The 25330-nt window shown below is 71.0% G+C and carries 18 protein-coding genes; 5 read left to right on the plus strand and 13 right to left on the minus strand.

Annotation, left to right across the window (positions count from 1 at the left end; genetic code table 11):
- Nucleotides 1-132: 132 nt before the first annotated feature.
- Both pruA and ACFY12_RS00910 read right to left on the minus strand, forming a co-directional pair.
- Nucleotides 133-1764, minus strand: a complete 1632-nt coding sequence (pruA, locus tag ACFY12_RS00905) for an L-glutamate gamma-semialdehyde dehydrogenase (RefSeq protein ID WP_390713549.1) — start codon at nucleotides 1762-1764, stop codon at nucleotides 133-135.
- A gap of 106 nt (nucleotides 1765-1870) precedes the next feature.
- The gene (locus ACFY12_RS00910; protein WP_390713550.1) at nucleotides 1871-2797 is read right to left on the minus strand and encodes a proline dehydrogenase family protein; all 927 of its coding nucleotides are present in this window, start codon (nucleotides 2795-2797) and stop codon (nucleotides 1871-1873) included.
- A 207-nt stretch (nucleotides 2798-3004) separates the two neighbouring features.
- On the opposite strand from ACFY12_RS00910, the gene ACFY12_RS00915 reads away from it, so the two are divergent.
- On the plus strand, nucleotides 3005-4309 hold the full coding sequence (locus ACFY12_RS00915; RefSeq protein ID WP_390713551.1) for a PucR family transcriptional regulator: 1305 nt from the start codon (nucleotides 3005-3007) through the stop codon (nucleotides 4307-4309).
- A gap of 86 nt (nucleotides 4310-4395) precedes the next feature.
- On the opposite strand, the gene ACFY12_RS00920 is transcribed toward ACFY12_RS00915, so the two are convergent.
- Together ACFY12_RS00920 and ACFY12_RS00925 are read right to left on the minus strand one after the other, a co-directional pair.
- Entirely contained in the window at nucleotides 4396-5400 is a 1005-nt protein-coding gene (locus tag ACFY12_RS00920; RefSeq protein WP_390713552.1) for an META domain-containing protein, read from the minus strand.
- A gap of 80 nt (nucleotides 5401-5480) precedes the next feature.
- On the minus strand, nucleotides 5481-5606 hold the full coding sequence (locus tag ACFY12_RS00925; RefSeq protein ID WP_390713553.1) for a hypothetical protein: 126 nt from the start codon (nucleotides 5604-5606) through the stop codon (nucleotides 5481-5483).
- Between the two features lie 296 nt (nucleotides 5607-5902).
- Between ACFY12_RS00925 and ACFY12_RS00930 the strand changes: the two genes are divergently transcribed.
- A complete protein-coding gene (locus ACFY12_RS00930; protein WP_390714329.1) occupies nucleotides 5903-7582 on the plus strand; it encodes a purine-cytosine permease family protein in 1680 nt (559 codons plus the stop codon).
- A gap of 29 nt (nucleotides 7583-7611) precedes the next feature.
- On the opposite strand, the gene ACFY12_RS00935 is transcribed toward ACFY12_RS00930, so the two are convergent.
- The 7 genes from ACFY12_RS00935 to ACFY12_RS00965 form a co-directional block, all read right to left on the minus strand.
- Nucleotides 7612-7953 carry a PRC-barrel domain-containing protein gene (locus ACFY12_RS00935; protein WP_390713554.1) on the minus strand — a complete coding sequence of 114 codons (342 nt, stop codon included), beginning with the start codon at nucleotides 7951-7953 and terminating at the stop codon, nucleotides 7612-7614.
- A gap of 186 nt (nucleotides 7954-8139) precedes the next feature.
- The gene (gene serA / locus ACFY12_RS00940) at nucleotides 8140-9729 is read right to left on the minus strand and encodes a phosphoglycerate dehydrogenase (protein WP_390713555.1); all 1590 of its coding nucleotides are present in this window, start codon (nucleotides 9727-9729) and stop codon (nucleotides 8140-8142) included.
- A 285-nt stretch (nucleotides 9730-10014) separates the two neighbouring features.
- Nucleotides 10015-11013: a ketol-acid reductoisomerase gene (gene ilvC / locus ACFY12_RS00945; protein ID WP_390713556.1), complete on the minus strand. Its 999-nt coding sequence runs from the start codon at nucleotides 11011-11013 to the stop codon at nucleotides 10015-10017.
- Between the two features lie 148 nt (nucleotides 11014-11161).
- The gene (gene ilvN / locus ACFY12_RS00950; RefSeq protein WP_390713557.1) at nucleotides 11162-11686 is read right to left on the minus strand and encodes an acetolactate synthase small subunit; all 525 of its coding nucleotides are present in this window, start codon (nucleotides 11684-11686) and stop codon (nucleotides 11162-11164) included.
- A gap of 46 nt (nucleotides 11687-11732) precedes the next feature.
- Nucleotides 11733-13616, minus strand: a complete 1884-nt coding sequence (locus tag ACFY12_RS00955) for an acetolactate synthase large subunit (protein ID WP_390713558.1) — start codon at nucleotides 13614-13616, stop codon at nucleotides 11733-11735.
- A gap of 208 nt (nucleotides 13617-13824) precedes the next feature.
- Complete coding sequence (locus ACFY12_RS00960; RefSeq protein ID WP_390713559.1) at nucleotides 13825-16779, minus strand: putative bifunctional diguanylate cyclase/phosphodiesterase; 2955 nt, start codon at nucleotides 16777-16779, stop codon at nucleotides 13825-13827.
- Nucleotides 16780-17076: 297 nt separating this feature from the next.
- The gene (locus tag ACFY12_RS00965) at nucleotides 17077-18114 is read right to left on the minus strand and encodes a 2-hydroxyacid dehydrogenase (protein ID WP_390713560.1); all 1038 of its coding nucleotides are present in this window, start codon (nucleotides 18112-18114) and stop codon (nucleotides 17077-17079) included.
- Nucleotides 18115-18237: 123 nt separating this feature from the next.
- On the opposite strand from ACFY12_RS00965, the gene ACFY12_RS00970 reads away from it, so the two are divergent.
- The 3 genes from ACFY12_RS00970 (at nucleotide 18238) to ACFY12_RS00980 (ending at nucleotide 20981) form a co-directional block, all read left to right on the plus strand.
- Nucleotides 18238-19305 carry an aldo/keto reductase gene (locus tag ACFY12_RS00970; protein WP_390713561.1) on the plus strand — a complete coding sequence of 356 codons (1068 nt, stop codon included), beginning with the start codon at nucleotides 18238-18240 and terminating at the stop codon, nucleotides 19303-19305.
- A 176-nt stretch (nucleotides 19306-19481) separates the two neighbouring features.
- Nucleotides 19482-20675 (plus strand): PQQ-dependent sugar dehydrogenase, encoded by a 1194-nt coding sequence (locus ACFY12_RS00975; protein WP_390713562.1) that lies wholly within the window; start codon nucleotides 19482-19484, stop codon nucleotides 20673-20675.
- Between the two features lie 123 nt (nucleotides 20676-20798).
- Nucleotides 20799-20981, plus strand: a complete 183-nt coding sequence (locus tag ACFY12_RS00980; RefSeq protein ID WP_390713563.1) for a DUF6191 domain-containing protein — start codon at nucleotides 20799-20801, stop codon at nucleotides 20979-20981.
- A 61-nt stretch (nucleotides 20982-21042) separates the two neighbouring features.
- On the opposite strand, the gene ACFY12_RS00985 is transcribed toward ACFY12_RS00980, so the two are convergent.
- Both ACFY12_RS00985 and ACFY12_RS00990 read right to left on the minus strand, forming a co-directional pair.
- Nucleotides 21043-24243, minus strand: a complete 3201-nt coding sequence (locus tag ACFY12_RS00985) for an AAA family ATPase (RefSeq protein ID WP_390713564.1) — start codon at nucleotides 24241-24243, stop codon at nucleotides 21043-21045.
- A gap of 390 nt (nucleotides 24244-24633) precedes the next feature.
- Entirely contained in the window at nucleotides 24634-25293 is a 660-nt protein-coding gene (locus ACFY12_RS00990) for a hypothetical protein (protein ID WP_390713565.1), read from the minus strand.
- Nucleotides 25294-25330: the final 37 nt, after the last annotated feature.

The following is a 25330-nucleotide window of genomic DNA, read 5'->3' on the forward strand; positions in this document are numbered from 1 at the left end:
ACGGAAGCTACCCGTGGTCCGGCAACGCCGCCTGCCATGGCGGCGGCCCGGCACCCCGAACGGCGGGGTGCCGGGCCGTCGTCGTCCGCGCGGGCGTCAGCCCGTCCGCGGGTATCAGCCCATGTGCGGGTATCAGCCCATGTGCGGGTAGCGGTAGTCGGTCGGCGGGACCAGGGTCTCCTTGATGGAGCGGGTGGAGGTCCAGCGCATCAGGTTCTGCTTGGCGCCGGCCTTGTCGTTGGTACCGGACGCGCGGCCGCCGCCGAAGGGCTGCTGGCCGACGACGGCACCGGTCGGCTTGTCGTTGATGTAGAAGTTGCCGGCCGCGAAGCGCAGCTTCTCGCAGGTGACGGCGGCCGCCGCGCGGTCCTGGGCGATGACGCAGCCGGTCAGGCCGTAGGCCGAGGCGGACTCCATCTGGGTGAGCATGGCGTCGTAGTCGGCGTCGTCGTAGACGTACACACCCAGGATCGGGCCGAAGTACTCGTCCTTGAAGATCTCGTTCTCCGGGTCGGTGGAGACCAGGACCGTCGGGCGGACGAAGTAGCCCTCGCTGTCGTCGTAGGTGCCGCCGGCCACGACCTCGACGGTCGGGTCGGCCTTGGCGCGGTCGATCGCCGCCTTGTTCTTGGCGAAGGCCCGGTCGTCGATGACGGCACCCATGAAGTTCGCGAGGTCGGTGACGTCACCCATCGTGAGCGACTCGACCTCGGCGGCGAACTCCTCCTTGAAGCCGGAGTTCCAGAGGGAGGCCGGGACGTAGGCGCGGGAGGCCGCGGAACACTTCTGGCCCTGGAACTCGAAGGCGCCACGGGTCATGGCGGTCTTCAGCACGGCGCGGTCGGCCGTGGGGTGGGCGACGATGAAGTCCTTGCCGCCGGTCTCGCCCACCAGCCGCGGGTAGGTCTTGAACTTCTCGATGTTGCTGCCGACGGTCTTCCACAGGTACTGGAAGGTCCTGGTCGAACCGGTGAAGTGGATGCCCGCCAGGTCGGGGTGGTTCAGCGCCACCTCGGAGACGTCCTTGCCGTCACCGGTGACCAGGTTGATCACGCCCTTGGGCAGCCCGGCCTCCTCCAGCAGCTGCATGAGCAGGACCGCGGCGAAGGTCTGGGTCGGCGACGGCTTCCAGACGACCACGTTGCCCATCAGGGCAGGGGCGGTCGGCAGGTTGCCGGCGATCGCGGTGAAGTTGAACGGCGTGATCGCGTAGACGAAGCCCTCCAGCGGGCGGTGGTCCGAGCGGTTCCAGACGCCCGGGGAGTTCACCGGGGGCTGCTCGGCCAGGATCTGGCGCGCGAAGTGCACGTTGAAGCGCCAGAAGTCGATCAGCTCGCAGGGGGTGTCGATCTCCGCCTGCTGGGCGGTCTTGGACTGGCCGAGCATGGTCGCGGCGGCCATCGTCTCCCGCCAGGGACCGGAGAGCAGGTCGGCGGCCTTGAGGATGATCGCGGCGCGGTCGTCGAAGGACAGCGCGCGCCAGGCCGGGGCGGCGGCCAGCGCGGCGTCCACGGCGTCCTGGGCGTCCTGGACGGTCGCGTTGGCGTACGTGCCGAGCCGGGCCGCGTGGTGGTGGGGCTGCACGACGTCGAAGCGCTCGCCGCCACCCATCCGCCGCTCCCCGCCGATGGTCATCGGCAGGTCGATCGGGTTGCCGGCCAGCTCCTTGAGCTTGGCCTCCAGACGGGAACGCTCCGGGCTGCCGGGGGCGTAGGTGTGGACCGGCTCGTTGGCCGGCACGGGGACCTGGGTTACGGCGTCCATCGTGGCCGTCTCCTTCGATCGTCGGTTCGTACGTACAGGGGGCGTTGGGGGCGGGGCCGAAGCCCGAGGCCCGGGGCTCAGGGCAGGAGCCGCTTGCTCATCACTGTCATCCTCGGGTCGCGAGCGACCGCAGGAAGAACCCGAGGTTCGCGGGGCGCTCGGCGAGGCGGCGCATGAAGTATCCGTACCAGTCCGTGCCGTACGGCACGTACACCCGCATGCGCTCGCCCTCGGTGACCAGCCTCTGCTGCTCCACCTCGCGGATGCCGTAGAGCATCTGGAATTCGTAGTCCGCCGCCTTACGGCCGTTGCGGTGGGCCAGGTCCTGGGCGATGGCCACCATCCGCGGGTCGTGCGACCCGACCATGGGGTAGCCCTGCCCGGCCATCAGGATCTTCAGGCAGCGCACATAGGCCTTGTCGACGTCCTGCTTGTCCTGGTACGCGACCGCGGCGGGCTCCTTGTACGCGCCCTTCACCAGTCGCACCCGGGAGCCTGCCCCGGCGAGCGCGTGGCAGTCGTCCTCGGTGCGGAAGAGGTAGGACTGGAGCACCGCGCCCGTCTGGGGGAAGCGCTCGCGCAGCTCGGCCAGGATCGCGAGGGTGGAGTCGACCGTGGTGTGGTCCTCCATGTCGAGGGTCACGGTCGTGCCGGCCTCGGCGGCGGCCTCGACCACCGGGGTGACGTTCTTCAGCGCCAGTTCGTGACCGCCGGACAGCGCCTGGCCGAAGGCGGACAGTTTGACCGACATCTCGGCCCTGGCGCCGAGTCCCTGCGCCTTGAGGGCGTCGGCCAGCTGGAGGTAGGCGTCGCGGTTGCGCAGCGCCTCCGCCGGGTCGGTGATGTCCTCGCCGAGGTGGTCGAGCGTGATCTCCAGGCCTCGCGCGGCCAGGGCCCGCACGGCGGCCATGGCCTCGTCCAGACGCTCACCGGCGACGAACCGGTCCACCACCGGGCGAGTGACCGGAGCGGCCGCGACGATGCGGCGGATGCTGTCGCTGCGCGCTGCGGCGAGAAGCACGGGACCCAGCATGGGGCACCTCCACGTTTCAGGGTGACAAAGGCCTGGGGACGCCGAATGACGCGGATACATCGGCGAGGTTGAGCCACCTGAAATGTAAGGATCTCGCCAGTTCCCGGCCATCGACAGCTGTCACGCCTTCGTGGTCGGGATCTCAGACAGATGTATGAGAATGGTGAGTGAGGGCAACCACTGCGGCAGGAGAGGACGGAGTGACGGATGCGAGGCGACTACCAGCAACTCGTGGACGAGATCTCGGCGGCGCTCGGTGCCCCGGCGACGCTGGAGGACCGGGACTTCGGGCTGATCGCCTTCGGTGCGCACGAAGGTGAGGACGACGAGGTCATGGACCCGGTACGGACCCGTTCGATCCTCCAGCGGCGCTCCTCCGCGGCGGTTCGGGCCTGGTTCGAGGCGTTCGGCATCGCCCGCGCCCGGACGCCGCTGCGCATACCGCCGGATCCGGCGGCCGGAGTCTTCCGCGGCCGGATCTGTCTGCCGGTACGCCATCGGAGCATCGTGCACGGCTACGTCTGGGTGCTGGACGACGGCCGCCTGTCCGACCTGGCGCTGGGCGGCCACGGAGCCCCGCCCGACCCGCGGATCACCCAGGCGATGGAGACCGCCGCCCGGATCGGCGCCCTCCTGGCCGACGAGGCCCGCACCGGCTCCGAACTCGGCGATCTGCTGCACGAGTTGCTGACCTCCGGGCCCTCCGGACGGCCGGCCGCGGCGACCGCGCTGCGCGACGCGCTGCGGGACACCCTGCGCTTCACCCCGGGCGTACCGCTCACCCTGGTCGCGGTGGTGCCCTGGGAGCCCACGGACACCGGCACCGCGCCGCTGCCGAACCTGCCGGGGCTGCTCGCGGCGTGTCCGCTGCGGACCGCCGGCCGGCCGCGCGGCGCGGCGGCCGGGCACGCCCTGGCGGCGCTGGTACGGCTGCGCTCGACCGGTGCGCTCACCCCGGCCCGTACTGTGGCCGAACATCTCCTGCGCTCACCGCGCGCGGGCGCCGCACCGGCCGCCAACGACCACCTCCCGCAGCCTCGCACGGCCATTTCCGGCCACCTCGGGCCGCCCCACCCCGCGGCCGGAATCGGCATCGGCACAAGGGAGTTGACGGATCTGCCGGACACCTGGCGGGAGGCCCTGGACGCGGCCCGCGCGGCCCGCGCCGAACCCCGGCTCGGCCCGGTCGCCCAGTGGGACGCCATCGGCTCGTACCGCCTGCTGACCGCCCTGCCCGCCACCGGCCCGGACCCGGCCATCGGCCCTCTGCTGGCACCCTCTCACGCCGAACTCGCCCGCACCGCCGAGGTGTTCCTCGACTGCGCCGGCCAGGCCGGCCGCACCGCCCAGGAACTGGGCATCCATCGCCAGACCCTCTACTACCGCCTGGGCCGGGTGGAGAAACTGACGGGCCTCGACCTGGACGACGGCGGGCACCGGTTGCTGCTGCATATGGCGCTCAAGGCGGCCCGGCTGCAGGCGCTCCAGGACCCGCGACTTCGTCAGCAATGAAGGTCGTCAGTTCCTGCCTCCACCGGCGGCCCTGCTGCGTGGTCCCTTCCCGCGCAGCCGGCCCGGCGTGTGGGGGCGGTTGTGGCCTACTGATCTGTGACGGACCTGAACTGAAAACCTGTCGCCCGATGCTCGTCGCCGACGTCGTCCCTCATGTAGATCCCGCCACTGTCACCGACATAGCGGTAGTTCAATGAACGCTTCAGCATTCCGAGGACAAATTCCTCGTCTCTCGTGTTCTGTTCTGCGCAGGTGCGGTGGGTGGTGAGTCGGGCGTCGCGGAAGAAGAGGTGGGAGCCGTTGAAGAAGACCCTTGCGGTGAAGTCGTTGCAGCCGAGCTTGCCGGTGACGGTGCCGTCACGATGGAACACAATGGAGGTGTCCTTGGCGGACCGGAACGTTTCGGTGTGGTCGTACTCCATCCACGCGCCCAGTTGGAACTCGGTGTCGAAGAGGCCCGGGGACCTGACCATGGTCAGGGTGGCTACGTCACCGTGCTCGTTCCGCAGTTGCGGCAACGAGCCGGGAGGCCCACCTCCAGGTTGCTGCCGCAGTTTCCGCTCGCCGATCTTCAGTGGGCCTCGGTGGAAGAACTTCTTGACCTTCGCCTCGAAATCCGACAGTTCCGGGCTCTTCTGCTGTGCCGGCTTCGGGCATGTGGTCGTCTCCTCGGGCCAATCAGGCGTCTCCGATGGAGGGGCCGGTGCCGGAACGTCTTCACCCAACGTCAGCGTGGTTGCCTCAAGTTCGGCTTTCGCTCGAAACGGCGTGCAGCCGTAATCCCCTGCAACCGTCCCGTCGTCACGGAACTCGATCCACGGACTGGCTTTCTCGGGCCCGTGCACCTCTTGTCCGTCCACCGTGAGCGTGCTTTCGTCGAAGGTCCAGATCCCATCGAACAGTCTGCCTCCCGGACCCCCCGGCCCCTTCTTCGCGGGGGAAGCGGATGCCGTAGCACCCCCGCTCCGGCCGCCCTCACCGCCTGAGGCCGCCCCGCACGCCGAGACCCCGCCGCACGCCACCGCTATGCCGGCGACGACCCCCGCAACACGTCTTAGAGAGATCCGCATGCCTACCTGAACGTCTTTCACGGAGCTCCAGTTCCACCGCCCGCGGGAGCCAGTGCTGACGAAATCGCGGATCCTACAGGGCCGTGGGGTGCCCGTACCGGCTAGAGCGTGTCCTCAGCGGACTTCTCGCACAGCGCCGAGTCGGGTACCTCGGTCAGCTTCGGGGACTCCAGCTGCGCGTTGGTCACCACCGACGCATGGCGGCCGTCCGGAGTGACCAGGGTCATCGGGACATAGCCGGGCGCGGATGTGCTCTGTCGCTGGGCCTCCTCAACTGCGGTGCGCGGAACGGAACACCCGGAAGGTAAGCGGCGGAGACGGAGGACGGGTGAAATGCTTCTCTCTGGGTCCATGGGCGCACGTGCCCGGGCCCGTCGGCGCACGAGATCTCCGTCGGCCGGCGCCCGTCCGGCACGCCGCACGGCCTCCGGAAACAGCCGGTTCACCTGCGGAGTGCCCAGCGGAAACACCCGCTTCCTAACGTCCGGCCGTGACGAGAGCACCCGGCGCCGAGGAGGCGTGCATGACCGAGGCCGTTGCGGCAGAGGCCGGTACGGAGGAACGGAGCGCCGGGCAGGCGGTCCGGGAGACGACCGAGGACTACACCCTCCGGTTCGCGCCGCGGAGTTACCGGCGCTGGACACCGATGGTCGTGGCGACCACCGCGCTCGGCGGGATCGCGTACATGGCGGACTTCTCGATCGGCGCGGGGATCGGCCTGGCCCACGGCACCGGGAACGCGCTGGCCGCGATCCTCGTCGCGGCCGTGGTCATCTTCGTCACCGGCTTCCCCCTCGCCTACTACGGCGCGCGCTACAACATCGACCTCGACCTGATCACCCGCGGTTCCGGCTTCGGGTACTACGGTTCGGTGCTCACCAGCGTCATCTTCGCCAGCTTCACCTTCATCTTCTTCGCCCTCGAAGGTTCGATCATGGCGCAGGGGCTGCGGCTGGGCCTCGGGCTGCCGTTGTGGCTGGGCTATCTGGTCTCGACGCTGATGGTGATCCCGCTGGTCGTCCACGGGATGAAGGCGCTCAGCAAGCTGCAGGTCTGGACGACCCCGGTGTGGCTGCTGCTGATGGTGGGACCGCTGGTGTATCTGGTCGCCACCGACCCGGGATCGGTGCACCGCTTTGTGTCGTATGCGGGCGGCGACGGCCAGGGCGGGGTGAACGCGGCGTCGGTGCTGCTCGGCGCGGGCGTCTGTCTGTCGCTGATCGCGCAGATCGGGGAGCAGATCGACTATCTGCGCTTCATGCCGCCCAAGACCGAGGCGAACAAGCGCAGTTGGTGGACGGCGGTGGTGATGGCCGGGCCCGGCTGGGTGGTGCTGGGTGCGCTGAAGCAGGCCATCGGCCTCTTCCTGGCCGTCTACGTCCTGGCGGAAGCGGGGCCGGCCGCGGCCACCGAGCCGATCCGGCAGTTCACCGGAGCGTTCGCCGCGATGCTGCCGTCGTGGCTGGTGGTCCCGCTCGCCGTGGTGCTGGTCGTGATCAGCCAGATCAAGATCAACGTCACCAACGCCTACTCCGGTTCGCTGGCGTGGACGAACTCCTTCACCCGGGTCACCAAGCGCTATCCGGGCCGGATGGTGTTCGTGCTGGCCAACCTGGCGTGCGCGCTGGTGCTGATGGAGGCCGACATGTTCAGCTTCCTCAACACGGTCCTGGGCTTCTACTCCAACTGCGCCATCGCCTGGATCGTCACCGTCGCCACCGACATCCTCGTCAACAAGTACCTGCTGAAGCTGTCCCCGCACGCCCCCGAGTTCCGCCGGGGGATGCTGTACGCGGTCAACCCGGTGGGCGTGGTGGCGTTCACCGCCGCCTCCGGGCTGTCCATCGCGATGTACTTCCACGCCTTGGGCGACGCCCTCCAGCCGTACTCACCGGTCGCGGCGGCGCTGATCGCCTTCGTCCTGACACCGCTGACGGCGGTGGCCACCAAGGGCCGGTACTACCTGCGGCGTACCGACGACGGGATCGCGGAGCCGCTGCTGGACGCGGACGGCAACCCCAGCGCGACCGGCTACACCTGCCATGTCTGCCGGCAGGCCTTCGAGCGCCCGGACCTGACCGCCTGCCGGACCCATGACGCGGTGATCTGCTCGCTGTGCCTGAGCACCGACCGGGCCGGTGACCATGTGCTGCCCCCCGCCGCGGAGCCGGTCGGTCCGTCCCCGGGGCCTCGCCCGAGGTGACCCGTCGCAGCGCGGCCGGGCCCGGGCCTTCAGACGGGGCCGGGGGCTCCCGGCCGGAGGATCCCGTAGTGGCGGTAGAGGCGGGTCTCCGCGGAGGGGTCGAGGTGGTCGGGGGTGTCGATCGGCGGGGCGGACCTGATGGCGTGCTTGGTGTACGGGACGTGCAGGGCGTCGCCGGTGCGGCGGGCCCCGGCGAGCGGGACGAAGACCTCCGTCAGCCCGAAGAGCCCGGTGCGCACGGTGATCCACTCGGGGGCGTTGGTGGCGTCGTCCCGGTAGACCTGCTGGACCGTGCCCACCTTCGCGCCGTGCACGTCGACCACCCGCAGGCCGGTCAGGCGCTGCGGGGCGTCGCTCCGGGGTGCGGTCATGGCGTCCGTTCTCCTTACCGCCCGCGCCGGCCGGGCGGGCGCGTGGTGCCCGTTCCCATTGCGCGCCGCCGGGCGGGCGCGCGCAAGCGCGGGGCGGGCGGATGGGCGCGTACGGGCAGCCGGACGCAGCGGGGCCCGGACGCCGCCGAAGCGGGTCCGGGCCCGTTGACCTGCGAAGGACAGCCGTCAGCCGAGGTTCACCGCGCGTACCGAGGTCGCGCCGATCGCGTCGGAGATCTCGTTGAGGACGTTCGCCGGGATGGTGTCGTCGACGGTCAGCACGACCAGTGCCTCGCCGCCGACGTCGGCCCGGGAGACCTGCATTCCGCCGATGTTGATGCCCGCCTCGCCCAGGATCCGGCCGACGGTGCCGACGACACCGGGCCGGTCGGTGTAGCGGAGGAACGCCATGTGGTCGGCGAGCGCGAGGTCGACGGAGTGGTCGCCGACCGCCACGACCTTCTGGACGTTCTTGTGGCCGGCGAGCGTGCCGGAGATCGACACCTCCTCGCCGCCCGCCAGGGTGCCGCGTACGGTCACCACGTTGCGGTGCTCGGGCGACTCGCTGCTGGTCGTCAGCCGCACCTCGACGCCGCGCTCCTGCGCGAAGAGCGGGGCGTTGACGTAGGAGACCGTCTCGGCCACGACGTCCTCGAAGACGCCCTTGAGCGCGGAGAGTTCGAGCACCTTGACATCGTGCTGGGTGATCTCGCCGTACACCTCGACATCGAGGCGGAGGGCGACCTCGCCGGCGAGCGCGGTGAAGATCCGGCCGAGGCGCTCGGCGAGCGGCAGGCCCGGCTTGACGTCCTCGGCGATCACTCCGCCCTGGACGTTGACCGCGTCCGGCACCAGTTCACCGGCGAGCGCGAGACGGACGGACTTGGCGACCGCGATGCCGGCCTTCTCCTGCGCCTCACCGGTCGAGGCGCCCAGGTGCGGGGTGCAGACGACCTGGTCGAACTCGAAGAGCGGGGAGTCGGTGCAGGGTTCGACGGCGTAGACGTCCAGGCCCGCGCCGGCCACCCGGCCCTCCTTGAGCGCGGTGGCCAGCGCGCCCTCGTCCACGATGCCGCCGCGCGCGGCGTTGACGATCCGGACGGTCGGCTTCACCTTGTGCAGCGCCTCGTCGCCGATCAGGCCGACGGTCTCCGGCGTCTTGGGGAGGTGGACGGTGATGAAGTCCGACACCTCCAGCAGCTCGTCCAGGCTCAGCAGCTTGACGCCCATCTGCGCGGCGCGGGCCGGCTGGACGTACGGGTCGTAGGCGACGACCTTCATCCCGAACGCCGACATCCGCTGGGCGACCAGGACGCCGATCCGGCCGAGGCCGACCACGCCGAGGGTCTTCTCGCTGAGCTCGACACCGGTGTACTTGCTGCGCTTCCACTCGCCGTTCTTCAGGGCGGTGTTGGCCTGCGGGATGTTGCGGGCGGTGGCGACCAGCAGACCGCAGGCCAGCTCGGCGGCGGTGACGATGTTGGAGGTCGGGGCGTTGACGACCATCACGCCGGCCTTGGTGGCGGCGGCCACGTCGACGTTGTCCAGGCCCACTCCCGCACGGGCGACGACCTTGAGCTTCTTGGCCGCGGCGATGGCCTCGGCGTCCACCTTCGTCGCGCTGCGCACGAGGATGGCGTCGACGTCGACGATGGCGGACAGCAGCTCGGTGCGGTCCGCGCCGTTGCAGTGCCGGATGTCGAAGTCGGGGCCGAGGGCGTCGACGGTCGCGGGCGACAGCTCTTCGGCGATCAGTACGGCAGGTTTCGAGCTCACGTGGTCTTCAGTCCTCACTAGTCCTTCGCGGACGGCCGTCCCGACGGCCGAAGGCGGTGAAGGGGGAAAGCCGCGTGGAAGACGCACGACATTGTGAGCCTGAACGCGCTTGTGATGGGCAGTGTAGTGGGGGCCGCCGCCGCGTCCTGTGCCGGTGCGGAAGGATCACCCGTGCGGGGTTCTCCGCGGTGGCCAAAGCGCCGCCCGCGGCGTGTCGCCGGGACGGGCGGAGAAGCGTACGGACGAGGGGGCCGCGAGTCGCCCGCGGCCCCCTCGTCCCCCGGCTCACGCCTCGTCGTCCACCCAGCTCATCAGCTTGCGCAGCTTCTTGCCGGTGGTCTCCAGCGTGTGGCCCTCGTCGGCCTTCTTGTACTCGTTGTACTTCGGCAGACCGGCGTTGTACTCGGCCATCCAGTTCTTGGCGAAGGTGCCGTCCTGGATCTCGGCGAGCACCTTCTTCATCTCCGCCTTGGTGGCGTCGGTGACGATACGCGGACCGGTGACGTAGTCGCCCCACTCGGCGGTCTCGGAGACCGACCAGCGCATCTTCTCCAGGCCGCCCTCGTACATGAGGTCCACGATCAGCTTCAGCTCGTGCAGGCACTCGAAGTACGCGATCTCCGGCTGGTAACCGGCCTCGACCAGCGTCTCGAAGCCCGCCTTGACCAGCGCCGAGGCGCCGCCGCACAGCACCGCCTGCTCACCGAACAGGTCGGTCTCGGTCTCCTCGGTGAAGGTGGTCTTGATGACACCGGCGCGGGTGCCGCCGATGGCCTTGGCGTACGAGAGCGCCAGCTCGAAGGCCTTGCCGGACGCGTCCTGCTCGACCGCGGCGATACACGGCACACCGCGGCCCTCCTCGTACTGGCGGCGCACGAGGTGGCCCGGGCCCTTGGGGGCGACCATGCAGACGTCCACACCGGCCGGGGCCTTGATGAAGCCGAAGCGGATGTTGAAGCCGTGGCCGAAGAACAGCGCGTCGCCGTCCTTCAGGTGCGGGGCGATGGACTCCTCGTAGACCTTGCCCTGGATCGGGTCCGGCACCAGGATCATGATGACGTCGGCCTCGGCCGCGGCCTCGGCGGGGGTCACCACGCGCAGGCCCTGCTCCTCGGCCTTCGTCTTCGACTTGGAGCCCTCGTGCAGACCGACGCGCACGTCGACGCCCGAGTCGCGCAGGGACAGCGCATGGGCGTGGCCCTGGCTTCCGTAACCGATGACCGCGACCTTGCGGTGCTGGATGATGGACAGGTCGGCGTCGGCGTCGTAGAACAGCTCGGCCACTTCGGGTATCTCCTTGGTTCTAGCGGGGTGCCCACACAGTACGTCGGGCGTGGGTGGGATGGTCGGTGGGTCTCGCCATACGGTCCGTTCGGTCGCGGCGGGCGCGGTGAACGCGGCGGACCGGCTTGTACGGTGCGGACCCTGCGGGTCAGGCCGTACGGTCCAGGGCACGCAGCGAGCGGTCGGTGATGGACCGGGCGCCACGCCCTATGGCGATACTGCCGGACTGCACCAACTCCTTGATGCCGAACGGCTCCAGCATCTTGAGCATGGCCTCCAGCTTCTCGGTGGATCCGGTGGCCTCGATGGTGACCGCCTCCGGGGAGACGTCCACGGTCTTGGCGCGGAAGAGCTGGACGATCTCGACGATCTGCGAGCGGGTCTCGTTGTCCGCGCGGACTTTGACCAGGACCAGTCGGCGCTGGATCGTGGCGGCCGGCTCCAGCTCGACGATCTTCAGGACGTTGACGAGCTTGTTGAGCTGCTTGGTGACCTGCTCCAGGGGCAGCGACTCCACGCTCACCACGATGGTGATCCGGGAGATCTCGGGGTGCTCGGTGACCCCGACCGCGAGCGAGTCGATGTTGAAGCCGCGGCGGGAGAACAGCGCGGCGATCCGGGCGAGGATGCCGGGGGTGTTCTCCACCAGGACGGAGAGCGTGTGCTTGGACATGGGCGTCGTCTTCTCTCTTCTTCGGTGCGTCCGGGTCGTCCTGGGCTCAGTCGTCTTCGCCGTCGCCGAAGTCGGGACGCACGCCCCGGGCGGCCATGACCTCGTCGTTGGAGGTGCCGGCGGCGACCATCGGCCACACCTGGTGATCCTCGTGGACGATGAAGTCCACCACGACCGGGCGGTCGTTGATGGCGTTGGCCTCCGCGATGACCTTGTCCAGTTCGGACGGGTCCTCGCAGCGCATCGCGACACAGCCCATCGCCTCGGCGAGTTTGACGAAGTCGGGGACGCGGGTGCCCCGGCTCGGGCCCTCGGCGGAGCCGTCGTCGGGCACGGCGCCGGCCGTCTCCGGGCCGGAGTGCAGCACGGTGTTGGAGTAGCGCTGGTTGTAGAAGAGGGTCTGCCACTGGCGGACCATGCCCAGTGCGCCGTTGTTGATGATCGCGACCTTGATCGGGATGTTGTTCAGGGCGCAGGTGACCAGTTCCTGATTGGTCATCTGGAAGCAGCCGTCGCCGTCGATCGCCCAGACCGTACGGTCCGGCATCCCGGCCTTGGCGCCCATCGCGGCGGGCACCGCGTACCCCATCGTGCCGGCGCCGCCGGAGTTCAGCCAGGTGGCGGGCTGTTCGTAGTCGATGAAGTGCGCGGCCCACATCTGGTGCTGGCCGACGCCCGCGGCGTAGATGGTGCCGTCGGGGGCGAGCCGGCCGATCCGCTCGATGACCTGCTGCGGGGAGAGACTGCCGTCGTCCGGGAGTTCGTAGCCCAGCGGGTAGGTCTCCCGCCAGCGGTTGAGGTCCTTCCACCAGGAGCCGTAGTCGCCCTTGTGGCCGGCGTCGTACTCGGCCTGGACGGCCACGATCAGATCGGCGATCACCTCGCGGGCGTCACCGACGATCGGCACGTCGGCGGCACGGTTCTTGCCGATCTCCGCCGGGTCGATGTCGGCGTGCACGACCTTGGCGTACGGGGCGAAGGAGTCCAGCTTGCCGGTGACCCGGTCGTCGAAGCGGGCGCCGAGGGTGATCAGCAGGTCCGCCTTCTGCAGCGCGGTGACGGCGGTGACCGAGCCGTGCATACCGGGCATGCCGACGTGCTGGGGGTGGCTGTCGGGGAAGGCGCCCAGTGCCATCAGGGTGGTGGTGACGGGCGCGCCGGTCAGTTCGGCGAGAACCTTCAGCTCGGCGGTGGCACCGGCCTTGAGGACGCCGCCGCCGACGTAGAGGACGGGGCGCTTGGACTCGACGATCAGCCGGGCGGCCTCGCGGATCTGCTTGGCGTGCGGTTTGGTGACCGGGCGGTAGCCGGGCAGTTCGGTGTGCGGCGGCCAGCTGAACGTGGTCCGCGCCTGGAGGGCGTCCTTGGCGATGTCGACCAGGACCGGGCCGGGGCGGCCGGTGGCGGCGATGTGGAACGCCTCGGCGATCGTCCGGGGGATCTCGGCCGGGTCGGTGACCAGGAAGTTGTGCTTGGTGATCGGCATCGTGATGCCGCAGATGTCCGCCTCCTGGAAGGCGTCCGTGCCGATCGACTTCGACGAGACCTGGCCGGTGATCGCGACCAGCGGGACGGAGTCCATGTGGGCGTCGGCGATCGGGGTGACGAGGTTGGTGGCGCCCGGCCCGGACGTGGCCATGCACACGCCGACCTTGCCGGTGGCCTGGGCGTATCCCGTGGCGGCGTGTCCGGCGCCCTGCTCGTGGCGGACCAGGACGTGCCGGACCTTCGAGGAGTCCATCATCGGGTCGTACGCGGGCAGGATCGCACCGCCGGGGATACCGAACACGGTGTCGGCCCCGACCTCCTCCAGCGCACGGATGAGGGACTGCGCGCCCGTGACGTGCTCAACGGTGGCGGACTGCTGCGGTCCGCCGGCGTTACGGGCCCGCGGCTGCGGATGGTGGGCCCCGGAGGCCTGCTCGGTCATCTGCATCTCTTCTCGAAGCTGAGGGTTTTGGCAGGGTTTGTGAGGTTGCTGTGCAACAAAAAACCCCTCGTGCCGGGAGGCAAGCGAGGGGAGCGCGTCGGTGCGGTCAGCTGGGTTTCTTCGGGGCCCAGCTTCAGCCGACGCGCTTTCCAAGTACGAGAATTCGGGTGCGCATGGCACTGACCCTCCCCCCGTCGTGCACCGAGTGTCAAGTGGGTGGGACGGAGGTCTCACTATTTGAGCGCAATGGCGGATGGACCAGCGCGTCCGGGCCCGCCAGACCGCCGTGCCGGACGGGCAGGCCACTGCCGCTGAGCACCACGGCCCGGCCCTGTCCTGCCAGGTCAGAGACCGGATAGCCGCTGTGTGACAGGGTCCGGCGCAGCCGGTGTTCGTCGAGCGGACCGGAGAACGCCGTCCCCATGGCGTGGGTGCAGCCCATGGCACGCAGCGCGAGCACCTGCTCGGGCAGATCGACCCCGTCCGCGACGGACTGCATGCCCAGATCTCCGGCGATGCGCAGCAGCCCGGCGGTGATCTTGTGCAGCCGTGCGGACTCCACCACCCCGTCGACCAGTCCGCGGTCCAGCCGCAGGACATCGATGGGCAGCCGGCGCAGTGCGCCCATGGAGGCGCATCCGCTGCCGAACCCGTCCAGGGCGATCCGTACGCCGAGCCGGCGCAGCGCTGCCAGCCGGCGCTCCAGGTCGTCCAGCGGGAGCCGGGGGTCGCTTTCGGACAGTTCCAGGACGAGTCCGCGCGAGGGCAGTCCGTGCCGGGTGAGCAGCGATTCGATGCCCTTGGGGGACAGTGCGCGGTCCAGCAGCCGACGGGCGGAGAGCCGGACCGCGACCGGGACCTGATGGCCGGCGCGGTGCCGCGCGGCGGCCTGCTCCACGGCCTCCTCCAGCTGCCAGCGCTCCAGCTCCGCGGCGCGGTCCCCGGCGTCGCTGAACCGGCCGCGGTCGCCCACCCGCAGGAACTCGGAGGGCGTGAAGAGTATGCCCTGGGCGGAGCGCCAGCGGGCGTGCGCCGCGACCGCGGTGACCCGTCCACTGGCCAGTTCCACGACCGGCTGGTGCAGCAGCGCGAATTCGCCGTCCTTCAGGGCCGTCCGCAGCTTGGTGGCGAGCTCGGCGCGGTGCGCCACCTCGTCCTGCATCTGCGGGGCGTACAGCTCCACCCGGCCCTTGCCGGCCTGCTTGGCGCGGTACATCGCGAGGTCGGCGTTGCGCAGCAGACCGGCGGGGCTCACACCGGGCTCGGCGAAGGCGACGCCGATACTGGCCGCCACCCGGACGTCCCGGCCGTCGATGCGGTACGGCTCGGAGAGCCTGATGCGCAGCCGGTCGGCGATCTCGCAGACGCGGAACTCCCGGGCCGCGCGGTCGCGGGTGCCGTCGCCGGTGATCAGCGCGGCGAACTCGTCGCCGCCCAGCCGCGCCGCTATGTCGCCGGAGCGCACCGAGTCGCCCAGCCTGCGGGCGGCCTGCACCAGCAGTTCGTCACCGGCCTGATGGCCGATGGTGTCGTTGACCTGCTTGAACCCGTCGAGGTCGATATAGAGCACGGCGGTGTCGTGGTCGCTGGCCCGGCGGCCCGTGACGGCCTTGGTGACCCGTTCGGTGAACAGGGCGCGGTTGGGCAGGTCGGTGAGCGCGTCATGGGAGGCGTTGTGCTGGAGCTGGGCCTGCAGCCGGACCCGCTCGGTGACGTCGCGGGAGTTGAAGATCAGGCCGCCGTGGTGGCGGTTGACGGTGGATTCGACGTTCAGCCAGCCTCCCCCGCTCCCGGCTTCGCGGGAGCGGGAGGTGCCCCCGCCGCCGGAGCGCCGCGCACCGGCGCGGAAGCGGCACTCGATACGGGTGGTCGGCTCGTCCTGCGGGTCGGCGGCGAGGAACCGGCGGACCTCGTGGACGACCCGCCCCAGGTCCTCGGGGTGGATCAGCGACGCCAGTTCGGAGCCGACCAGTTCCTCGGCGTCCCGCCCGTAGACACCGGCGGCGGCCGGGCTGACGTAGCGCAGCACACCGGACGGCGCGGCGATCATGATGACGTCGCTGGAGCCCTGCACCAGGGAGCGGAAGTGGTTCTCCTTCTGCGCCAGTTCCTGGGTGAGGGTGATGTTGTCGAGCAGCATGATGCCCTGGCGGACGACCAGTGCGAGGACGACCGTGCAGCCGGTGAAGAGCACCACGCGGTCGATCCGCCGCCCGCCCAGGACGTTGGTGAGGATGCCCAGAGTGCACACGGCGGCGGCCAGATACGGGGTGAGCGCGGCGAGCGAACCGGCGATGGGGCGGCTGCCGTGCGGCTGCGGACGGCGGACGGCCGGTCCGGTCTCCGCCGGCTCCTCCTCGCCCGCGCGGCGGGCGACCCAGGGTGCGTACGCCAGCAGTATCGAGCCGGCGAACCACCCCGCGTCCAGGATCTGGCCGGAGCGGTAGTGCTCGCGCAGCAGTGGCGAACTGAACAGGGCATCGCACAGGACCGTCAACGCCAGTGCGGCGACCGCGGTGTTGATGGCGGAGCGGTGCACGGAGGAGCGCCGCAGGTGCAGTGCGAGCACCATGCTCACCAGGACGATGTCCAGCAGCGGATAGGCCAGCGACAGCGCGCTCTGCGCCACGCTGCGGCCCTGGAAGTGGGCGGTGTGCGCGAGCGCCAGGCTCCATGAGAGAGTGAGCAGCGACCCGGCGATCAGCCAGGAGTCCAGGCCGAGGCAGACCCAACCGGCCCTGCTCACCGGCCGCTTGGCGAGCACCAGCAGGCCCACGATGGCCGGCGGCGCGAACAGCAGGAAGCAGAAGTCCGCCGGCGAGGGGCTGGGCACGGCCACGCCCTGGATGACCTCGTACCAGCCCCATACGCCGTTGCCGAGACCGGCCATCCCGGAGGAGACGGCGAACAGCATCCAGGCCGGACGGAACCGGCCGTGGTGCCGGCGCGCGTACAGACCGCAGGACACCGCCGCCACGAACGCCGCGACGCTGAGGCCGAAGTCCCCCATGAACAGCGAGATCCGCTGAGAGCCCCAGCCGAGGGCGGCACCGACGGCATAGCCGCCGCACACCACCGCGAGGGCGATCTGTGGCACCGCGCTCGACGGACCGCCGGCCGGCTTCGGCGGCCTGCTGGAGAGCATCGCCCCGGGGGCGCTCACCGTACTCTCCCGGTGTCCCGTGCCGGGTTCCGTCGCGAGCGGTACGCCCGGCGGTCCCGCCGCAGCCGCGTCCCTGCGGGCGCCCGTGGATCACGCATCTCGCGGATCATCCATCGGCAGTACATCGCCCGTCGCCCCCCCTTGCGTTCCGGATCGTTCACACAGCGCCGTTTTCGCTGGACGCCGCCCCGCCCGTGGACGATACACCAGTTCCGTCACTCAGGGATATAGGGCCTCTACGGAGCGTGATGGGGGGCGTTTTTTGAACACCCCCCGCAGTCGTACGGCCTCGTAGCGCTATCCGCAACCGGCTTGTTCGGCGGTGGCGACCACGTTTCGGAGGGGTTCACCGGCCGCGAAAAGCGTCAACTGGTCCCGCAGCAGCCGCTTCGCACGAGGCAGAAAGGCAGAGCTGGGGCCACCGACGTGTGGAGTGATGAGCACGCCGGGAGCGTGCCACAGCGGATGCCCGGCGGGGAGGGGTTCCGGATCGGTGACATCGAGCGCTGCGCGCAAGCGCCCCGACTCCAGTTCGGCCAGTAGCGCCGCGGTGTCGACCACCGCACCGCGCGCGACGTTCACCAGCAGTGCGCCCTCCTTCATCCGCGCCAGGAAATCGCGTCCGACCAGGTCACGGGTCTCTTCGGTGAGCGGAGTGGCGAGGACGACGACATCCGCCTCGGGCAGGAGGGCGGACAGTTCGGAGATTGGGTGCACAGGACCGCGCACTGCGTCACGCGCGGTGCGAGCGACGCGCACCACCCGCGCACACTCGAAGGCGGTGAGCCGGTCTTCGATGGCACTGCCGATCGAACCATAGCCCACAATGAGCACCGACTTGTCAGCGAGCGCCGGACGGACACCGGGCCGCCACTCCCCCGCGTCCTGGCTCCGTACGAACCCGGGGATGTCCCGCAGCGACGCCAGGATCAGGGTGAGCGCGAGCTCGGCGGTGCTGGCGTCGTGCAGCCCGCGGGCGTTGCACAGCCGGGCACCGGACGGCATCCGCGACAGCCCCGGCAGCATGTCGTCCACGCCGGCGGTGAGGGTCTGCACCACCCGGACCCGGCTCATCCGGGACAGCGGACGCAACGAGGCCTCCGTGCCCTTCATGTACGGCACGGCGTAGAAGACGCACCGGGCCGGGTCGGCCGGGTAGTCGGGGCCGGCGTCCCAGTGGACGTAGCGCAGGCCGCCGGGCAGCCCGTCGATCTCATCGGGCGGAATCGGAAGCCAGACATCGCCCGCGTCACCCGGTACGCCCTCCGCCTCGCTCACGTCGTTCACGTCGCTCACGTGGTTCGCCTCGCCGCCGCGCTGGTCTGTGGTGGTCATGCCCCGAGGCTAGGCGAAGGAGTGTTCTGTTCAGACGTTAGTTTGGTGCAGGGCGCTTCCACGGAGATCCGTCAGGAGCGCCCTGGCCCTTGATCGGGGGCGAGGGGACGGAGGCACAACCAGGTGGAGCGCAGGACGATCGGTGCGGCGGCCCTCGAAGTGGGCGCCATCGGGCTCGGCTGTATGCCGATGAGCTGGGGGTACACCGAGTCACAGCGCAGCGGGGAGGCGTCGCTGCGGGCCGTGCACACCGCGCTGGACCGGGGCTGCAGCCTGCTGGACACCGCTGACATGTACGGGCCGTTCACCAATGAGCTGCTGGTGGGGCGGGTGCTCAGGGAGCGGCGGGCGGAGGCGTTCGTCTCGACCAAGTGCGGACTGCTGGTGGGGGTTCCCCCGCACCCGCAGAGCCCGGGACGGGAGCGGCACATCGTCGCCAACGGGCGGCCCGGCTACGTCAAGCGGGCCTGCGACGCCTCGCTGCGACGCCTGCAGACCGACCACATCGACCTCTACCAGCTCCACCGGGCCGATCCGGAAGTGCCCATCGAGGAGACCTGGGGAGCGATGGCGGATCTGGTGGCGGCCGGGAAGGTGCGGTCGCTGGGCCTGTGCGCGGTGGGCGCCCGGGCCGCCCGCCGGGTACGCGCGCCCCGCACCGCCCCCGCGGGACGGCGGACCGGGGCCGGCCCGCTCCCCCGCACCCACGATGGGACGCTGGCCCAACTGGAGCGTATCCAGCAGGTGTTCCCCGTCAGCAGTGTGCAGGCCGAGCTGTCGGTGTGGTCGCCGGAGGCGCTGGAGGCGCTGCTCCCGTGGTGCGAGTCCCGCGGTGTCGGCTTCCTGGCGGCGATGCCGCTGGGCAACGGCTTCCTGACCGGCACCCTCACCCCCGGCCAGGGCTTCGAACCGGAGGACCTCCGGGCCCGCCATCCGCGCTTCACCGCCGAGATGATGGCCGCGAACCAGCCGGTGGTGGCGGGGCTGCGCCGGGTCGGTGCCCGGCACGGCGCGACGCCGGGGCAAGTGGCACTGGCGTGGGTGCTGGCCCAGGGCCGGCACGTCGTCCCCGTACCGGGCACCAAGAAGGAGCGCTGGGCCGCCCAGAACGCCAAGGCGGCGGGGCTGCGGCTCACCGACGAGGACCTGGCCGAGATCGCGTCGCTGCCGCCGGCCCGCCAGTCCTGGTAGTCCTCGCCGCTCCTGGTGACCATGAATGTGACGGCCTGTCAGTCGGCAGGTCGTCACCTGGCGAATCATCACGCGGCCGAGGACGATTTCCCGGCGCCGCGCCTCCCGATGTGGTCTTCTGGTCCCAGCCCGGAAGACGCGGGACGCACGAGCCCGGAAGACGAGAGGATCCCGCCGTGCAACGCCGTTCCCAGACCGCCGTGTTGGCCGTCGTCGCTTCGCTGCTGCTGGCGGCGGGCTGTTCGGCGGGCGGCGGGCGGCAGCAGCCGGGTGACGGGGTATCCGCCGCCCCGCCGAAGAGCCCCGGCGCCCCGGTCGCCGCCGGCCCGCCGAACGCCACGCCGCCGTCCCCCGCGCCACCCGCCAAGGGCTCGGTGAAAGTGGTCAGGACCCTGGCCACCGGCCTGAAGTCGCCGTGGGGCGTGGCGGCCCTGCCGGGCGGTGATCTGCTGGTTTCCTCCCGTGACACCGGGAAGATCGTCCGGGTCGCGGCGGACAGCGGGAAGACCACCGAGCTGGGCTCGGTACCAGGTGTGGCCCCGGCCGGCGAGGGCGGACTCCTGGGGATCGCGGTTTCCTCGTCCTTCGGCGCGGATCACCAGGTGTACGCGTACTTCACCACCGCGTCCGACAACCGCATCGCCCGGATGAACTACGACGAGAAGCGGCCCCCGGGGGACCAGCTCGGCGCGCCCCACACGATCCTGCGCGGCATCCCCAAGGGCCAGATCCACAACGGCGGCCGGATCGCCTTCGGCCCGGACAAGATGCTCTACGCCGGCACCGGCGAGGCCGGGGACCCCGGCCACTCGCAGGACAAGTCCTCACTGGGCGGCAAGATCCTGCGGATGACGCCGGACGGCGAGCCCACACATGGCAACCCCGAGGCCGATTCGGTGGTGTACGACTACGGGCACCGCAATGTGCAGGGGCTGGCCTGGGACCGCGATCACCGGCTGTGGGCCTCGGAGTTCGGGCAGGACACCTGGGACGAGCTCAACCTCATCGAGCCGGGCCGGAACTACGGCTGGCCCGAGGTCGAAGGCAAGGCCGGGGACGGCCGGGGCCGCTCCGGATTCGTCGACCCGGTCGAGCAGTGGCGGACCGCGGACGCCTCGCCCAGCGGTATCGCGTACGCCAAAGGCTCGGTGTGGATGGCGTCGCTGCGCGGCGAGCGGCTGTGGCGGATCCCGCTGAACGGGACGAAGCCGGTGGCGGCGCCGCAGGCCTTCCTGAAGGGCACCTACGGACGGCTGCGGACCATCGTGGCGACCGACGACGGCGGGCTGTGGCTGGTCACCGGCAACACGGACGGCCGGGGCCGGCCGCACCCGGGCGACGACCGGATTCTCCGCCTCCAGGTGACCTGATCCCTCTGCTCCGGCTCATCCGCCTGGTCCCTCTGGTCCCTTTTCGCCGCTCCTGCCCGTACCTGCCTACACTCGTATGCCAGGGGACGGGTGCACGTCATACCGACGAGGGGGCAAGGCACCGTGTTCAACATCGTGGAAGAGCTGTTCGCGCCGGGCCGTAAGCACACCGACGAGGAACGGCAGAAGATGACGCTGGTCGTCGACGACATAGGCAACGGCGACCCCGCCAAGGGTCCGATAGACCTCTCCTCGGGAGCCGTCGTCATCAAGGCACCCCGGCGGGAGGGTCCGGGGGCGCCGTAGCGCCTACGGGTATCAGCCCCGGCCCAGGGATCCAGGGATATCAGCCCCGGGCCGACGGATATCAGCCCTGGCCGGAAGCCGGCTCGTCGAAGAGGCGGAGGCGGTGGGCCAGGGCACCGGCCTCGCCACGGCCGGAGACGCCCAGTTTGGCGAGGATGTTGGAGACGTGGACGCTGGCGGTCTTCGGCGAGATGAACAGGGCATCGGCTATCTGGCGGTTGCTGCGGCCCTCGGCGACCAGGCGCAGCACATCCCGTTCGCGCGGGGTCAGGCCGAGGGATTCGACGGCCGGGTAGTCGGTGCCCGGGCCAGGGCCGGTTCCGGCGCCGATGCCTGTGCCCGTGCCTGTGCCTGTGCCTGTGCCTGTGCCTGTGCCTGTGCCTGTGCCTGTGCCTGTGCCTGAGGGTGAACCGCCCCCGGCGGCCCCGCCCGTTATCAGGCCGGGCAGGGGAATACGGGCCCGCTGGGCGAGCTGGGTGAGTTCGTCGGCGAGCGGCCGGGCACCCATCTCCGCGGCGGCGGTGTGCGCCCGGGTGAGCAGCAGTACGGCGGCCTCGCGCGGGGTGCGGCCGTTCAGCCCGGCGGCGGGCCGTTCGCCCCGGTCACCCCGTTCGCCGCCGTGGAGCAGCGATTCGGCCCAGCGGTAGCAGGCCCGGGCGAGCTCGTAGGGGCGCTCCAGCGACTCGAAGGCGGCGACCGTCTCGGCCCAGCGATCGGGGCTCTCGCGCCCCTCCGCACGGCGGAGTTCCGCGTCGACCGCGCGGCCGTACGCCTCCCACACCGGGGAGAGCCGGGGCAGCTTCTTCGCCGCCTCCCGGACGCGGACGAGGACCGCGGCCCGGCCCGGCCCGGCGGCCGGGAGCCCGCGGGCGTCGGACTCGGCAGCGGTGGCCCACCACAGCAGCGGCCAGGCGTAGCGCTGGGTGCCGGGCGGGAAGCCGGTGTCCAGGACCTGGCCCAGGATCGCCCGGGCGTCGAGGATCCGGCCCTGGCGGGCGGCGATCCGCAGAGCGTGCCGGGCGAGCGGAAGGGCCTGCTGCGGCTGGGGGTCGTGGGTGCCGTAGTGCTCCCGGGCGACGGCCAGTTCGCGCTCGGCGGCGGCGAGGTCGCCGGTGTCCAGGGCGAGGTCGGTGAGGCGGCTGGCCGCCAGGGCGAGTGACCGGGCGCTCTGGGCGAGCCGCCGGCAGTCGGCGGCGGCCCGGCCCGCCTCCTCCCAGCGGCCGAGTGACTGGAGGGATTCGGAGCGGTTGGCCATCACCCAGCTGGCATCGTTCTTGAGGCCGTAATGGGTGGTGAGTTCGAGGCCCTGCCCGGTGACGGCAACGGCTTCACGTGAGCGGCCGACGCCCTCCAGGTAGTGCGGAAGGTTGACGTGCCCGCGCCCGATGACGGCGAAGTAGCCGTGCTCGACGGCCCGGTCGACGGCCTCGCGGAGGTCGGCCAGGCCCTCGTCGACCGCACCGGAGTCGATCCGCAGCCCCGCGAGGGTCAGCCGGGAGTTCAGCTCGGCCTCCGCGTCGCCCACCAACCTGGCCAGTTCCACGGCCCGTTCGGCGGTGACGTAGGTGTCCGGACCCGGTTCGTGCCGCACCGCCCAGGTGGCGACGGCGGTCATCACCTCGGCGTGCACGGAGGACGGCGGCAGACCGCGCATCAGCTCCTGGGCCCTGCCGAGGTCCTCCCAGCCGTCGCCGCGACCGGTGCGCTGGCAGAGCCGGGAGCGCTGGACCAGGAACCAGGCGGTGCGCAGGGGGTCGTTCTCCTGGCGCAGGAACCGCAGGGCGCGCCTGGTGATCTGGAAGGCCCGCTCGCTGTCGCCGGACAGCCGGGCGGCCACCGCGATCTCGGCGAGCAGGTCGAGGAAGCGGAGGGCGTCGTCGTCACAGCCGCAGGCCGGGTAGCTCTCCGCGTAGTCGGCCGGGCGCACGCTCTGGCGGACCTCCGGGGGCGCGTCGTCCCACACCTCCAGCGCGCGGTCCAGCAGCCGCAGTTGCTCGGCGTACGCATGCCGCCGACGGGCCTGGACCGATGCGGCGAGCACCGCGGGCAGCGCCTTGGCCGCGTCATGGGCCTTGTACCAGTAGCTGGCCAGCCGGGCGGCGCAGGCGTCGGCGCGGACCAGCAAAGGATCGGCCTCCAGCGCCTCGGCGAAGCGCCGGTTGAGGCGGGTGCGCTCGCCGGGGAGCAGGTCGTCGACGACCGCCTCACGCACCAGGGCGTGCCGGAAGCGGTAGCCCGTACCGTCCTGGGTGGGCAGGAGGGTGTTGCTGCCGACGGCGGCCCGCAGCGCCGCGATGAGGTCGTCCTCGGGCATCCCGCAGACGGCGGAGAGGAGTTCGTGTTCGACGGTGGAGCCGCCCTGCGAGGCCGTCCGCACCACCCGTTGAGCGTCCTCGGGCAGCGCCTCGACGCGCACCAGCAGCAGATCGCGCAGCGGGTCGCTGAGGCCGCCGTGCAGACAGCCGTCGGCGAGGCCGCGGGCCAGCTCCTCGACGAAGAAGGCGTTGCCCTCGGACCGTTGGAAGACCCGGTCGACGGTGCCCTCTTCGGGCTCGCTGCCGTTGATCCCGGCCAGTTGGGAGCGGACCTCTTCGCGCGTGAAGCGGGCCAGCTCGATCCTCCGGACCGTGCGCATCCGGTCGATCTCGGCGAGGAAGGGCCGCAGCGGGTGGCGGCGGTGGATGTCGTCGGAGCGGTACGTCGCCACGAGCAGGACGTTGGCGTCGTGCAGGGCGCGCAGGAGGTAGGCGAGCAGTTCACGGGTGGAGCGGTCGGCCCAGTGGAGGTCCTCGACGACGATGACGAGGGTACGGTCGGCGGCGAGCCGCTCCAGGAGGCGGGCGGTCAGCTCGAAGAGGCGGGCCCGGCCGATCTCCTCGTCATGCGCTTCGACGGGCGTTTCGCCCAGTTCGGGCAGGATGCGGGAGAGTTCGCCCTCCTGGCCGGCGACGGCGGCGGCGAGCTCGTCGCGCAGACGCCAGTTGAGGGTGTGCAGGATCGCGGAGAACGGGGCGAAGGGCAGGCCCTCGGAGCCGATCTCGATGCAGCCGCCGAGCGCGACCAGCGCGCCCCTCGCGCGAGCGGCCTCGCCGAACTCCTCGATGAGGCGGGTCTTGCCGACCCCGGCCTCGCCGCCGATGAGCAGGGCCTGGGGCCCACCGGACGCCGCGATCGCGGCGAGCGCCTCACCCAGCGCGGCGAGCTCCGCGGCGCGGCCGACGAACACGGGACTGACGGACCTGGTCTCCACGCTGCCGAGCATCGCACAAGGGGCTGACAGCGGCGGCGCGCAGGGCCTCGGTCGCCTCGCGCACCAGGCGCTGCTCGTCGGCCTCGCGGCGCAGCTCCTCGTAATGGACGAGCATCTCCAACTCGGAGTGGAACACAGCGGCTCTCCCCTGATGACGTGGGCTCATGGCCCCGATGACGTGGGCTTGTTGTCGGGTTCAAGCCTCGTCACCCAGGGGGCCGGCCACATCGGGAGAGTTCCCGATCTTTACGTACGGGCGGTGCTTAGAAAGCACAGGCGGTGCTTAGGAAGCACGGGCGGTTCCGGAGAAGCACGGCGGCGTGCTCGCCTACTCCGCCGGATATCCGCCCGTTTGCCCGCCTGTTCGCCCGCCCGTACGCACCTCGGATGCCCTCATGTGCCTTAGGCGCCGCCTCCGATGCCCTTAGGGATGGCCGGCATGCTCGCGAACAGATCGAAGTACATGCCCGCGGAGACCAGCAGGCCCAGCACTCCGAGCACCAGCCCGCCCCAGGCGACGGCCCGCACCCAGGTGGCCCGCGGCCAGGCCAGCACCACGGCGGCGGCCAGCACCGCGAGCAGCGCGAAGACGCCGTTGACGAGGGCGGTGGTGTGCCAGGGGGTGCCGTACATGGCGGCGATCTGGTCGGTGGCCTTCCCCGACTGGAGCTTGATCTGGCCCATGAGCGTCTGCCGCTCGCCCATCAGCCGGCCGACGTAGGTGCCGGTGACGGACGCGAGGCCGAGCCCCGCGGCGACGACGGCACCGGCGCCGCCGAAGATCCCGGCCCCGGAGCGGCGCTCGGAGACGGCGGCGTCCTCGCCGCTCTCGTCACCGTCCTCCGCGCCCTTCTCCATACCGTTCCCGGTACCGCTCTCGCTCTCGCTCTCGGTGCCGCTCTTGGCGTCCTGCCCGGCAGCCTGCTCAGCTGCGGCTTCCTTCTCCGTCGCCGCCGCGGCCTTGTCCGCCGCCTTCGCGCTCTTCTCTTCCTCCGTGGCGGCGGCCTGGGCCGGCACGGTCTCGTCGTCGGTTCGCTTCTCGCTCGTCCTGGTCGTACCCATGGGCGCGACCGTAGGCGCCGCTTCTGAGAACCAGATG

Origin of the sequence: Streptomyces sp. NPDC001339, from assembly GCF_042895955.1 — a bacterium.
Classification (GTDB): Bacteria; Actinomycetota; Actinomycetes; order Streptomycetales; family Streptomycetaceae; genus Streptomyces.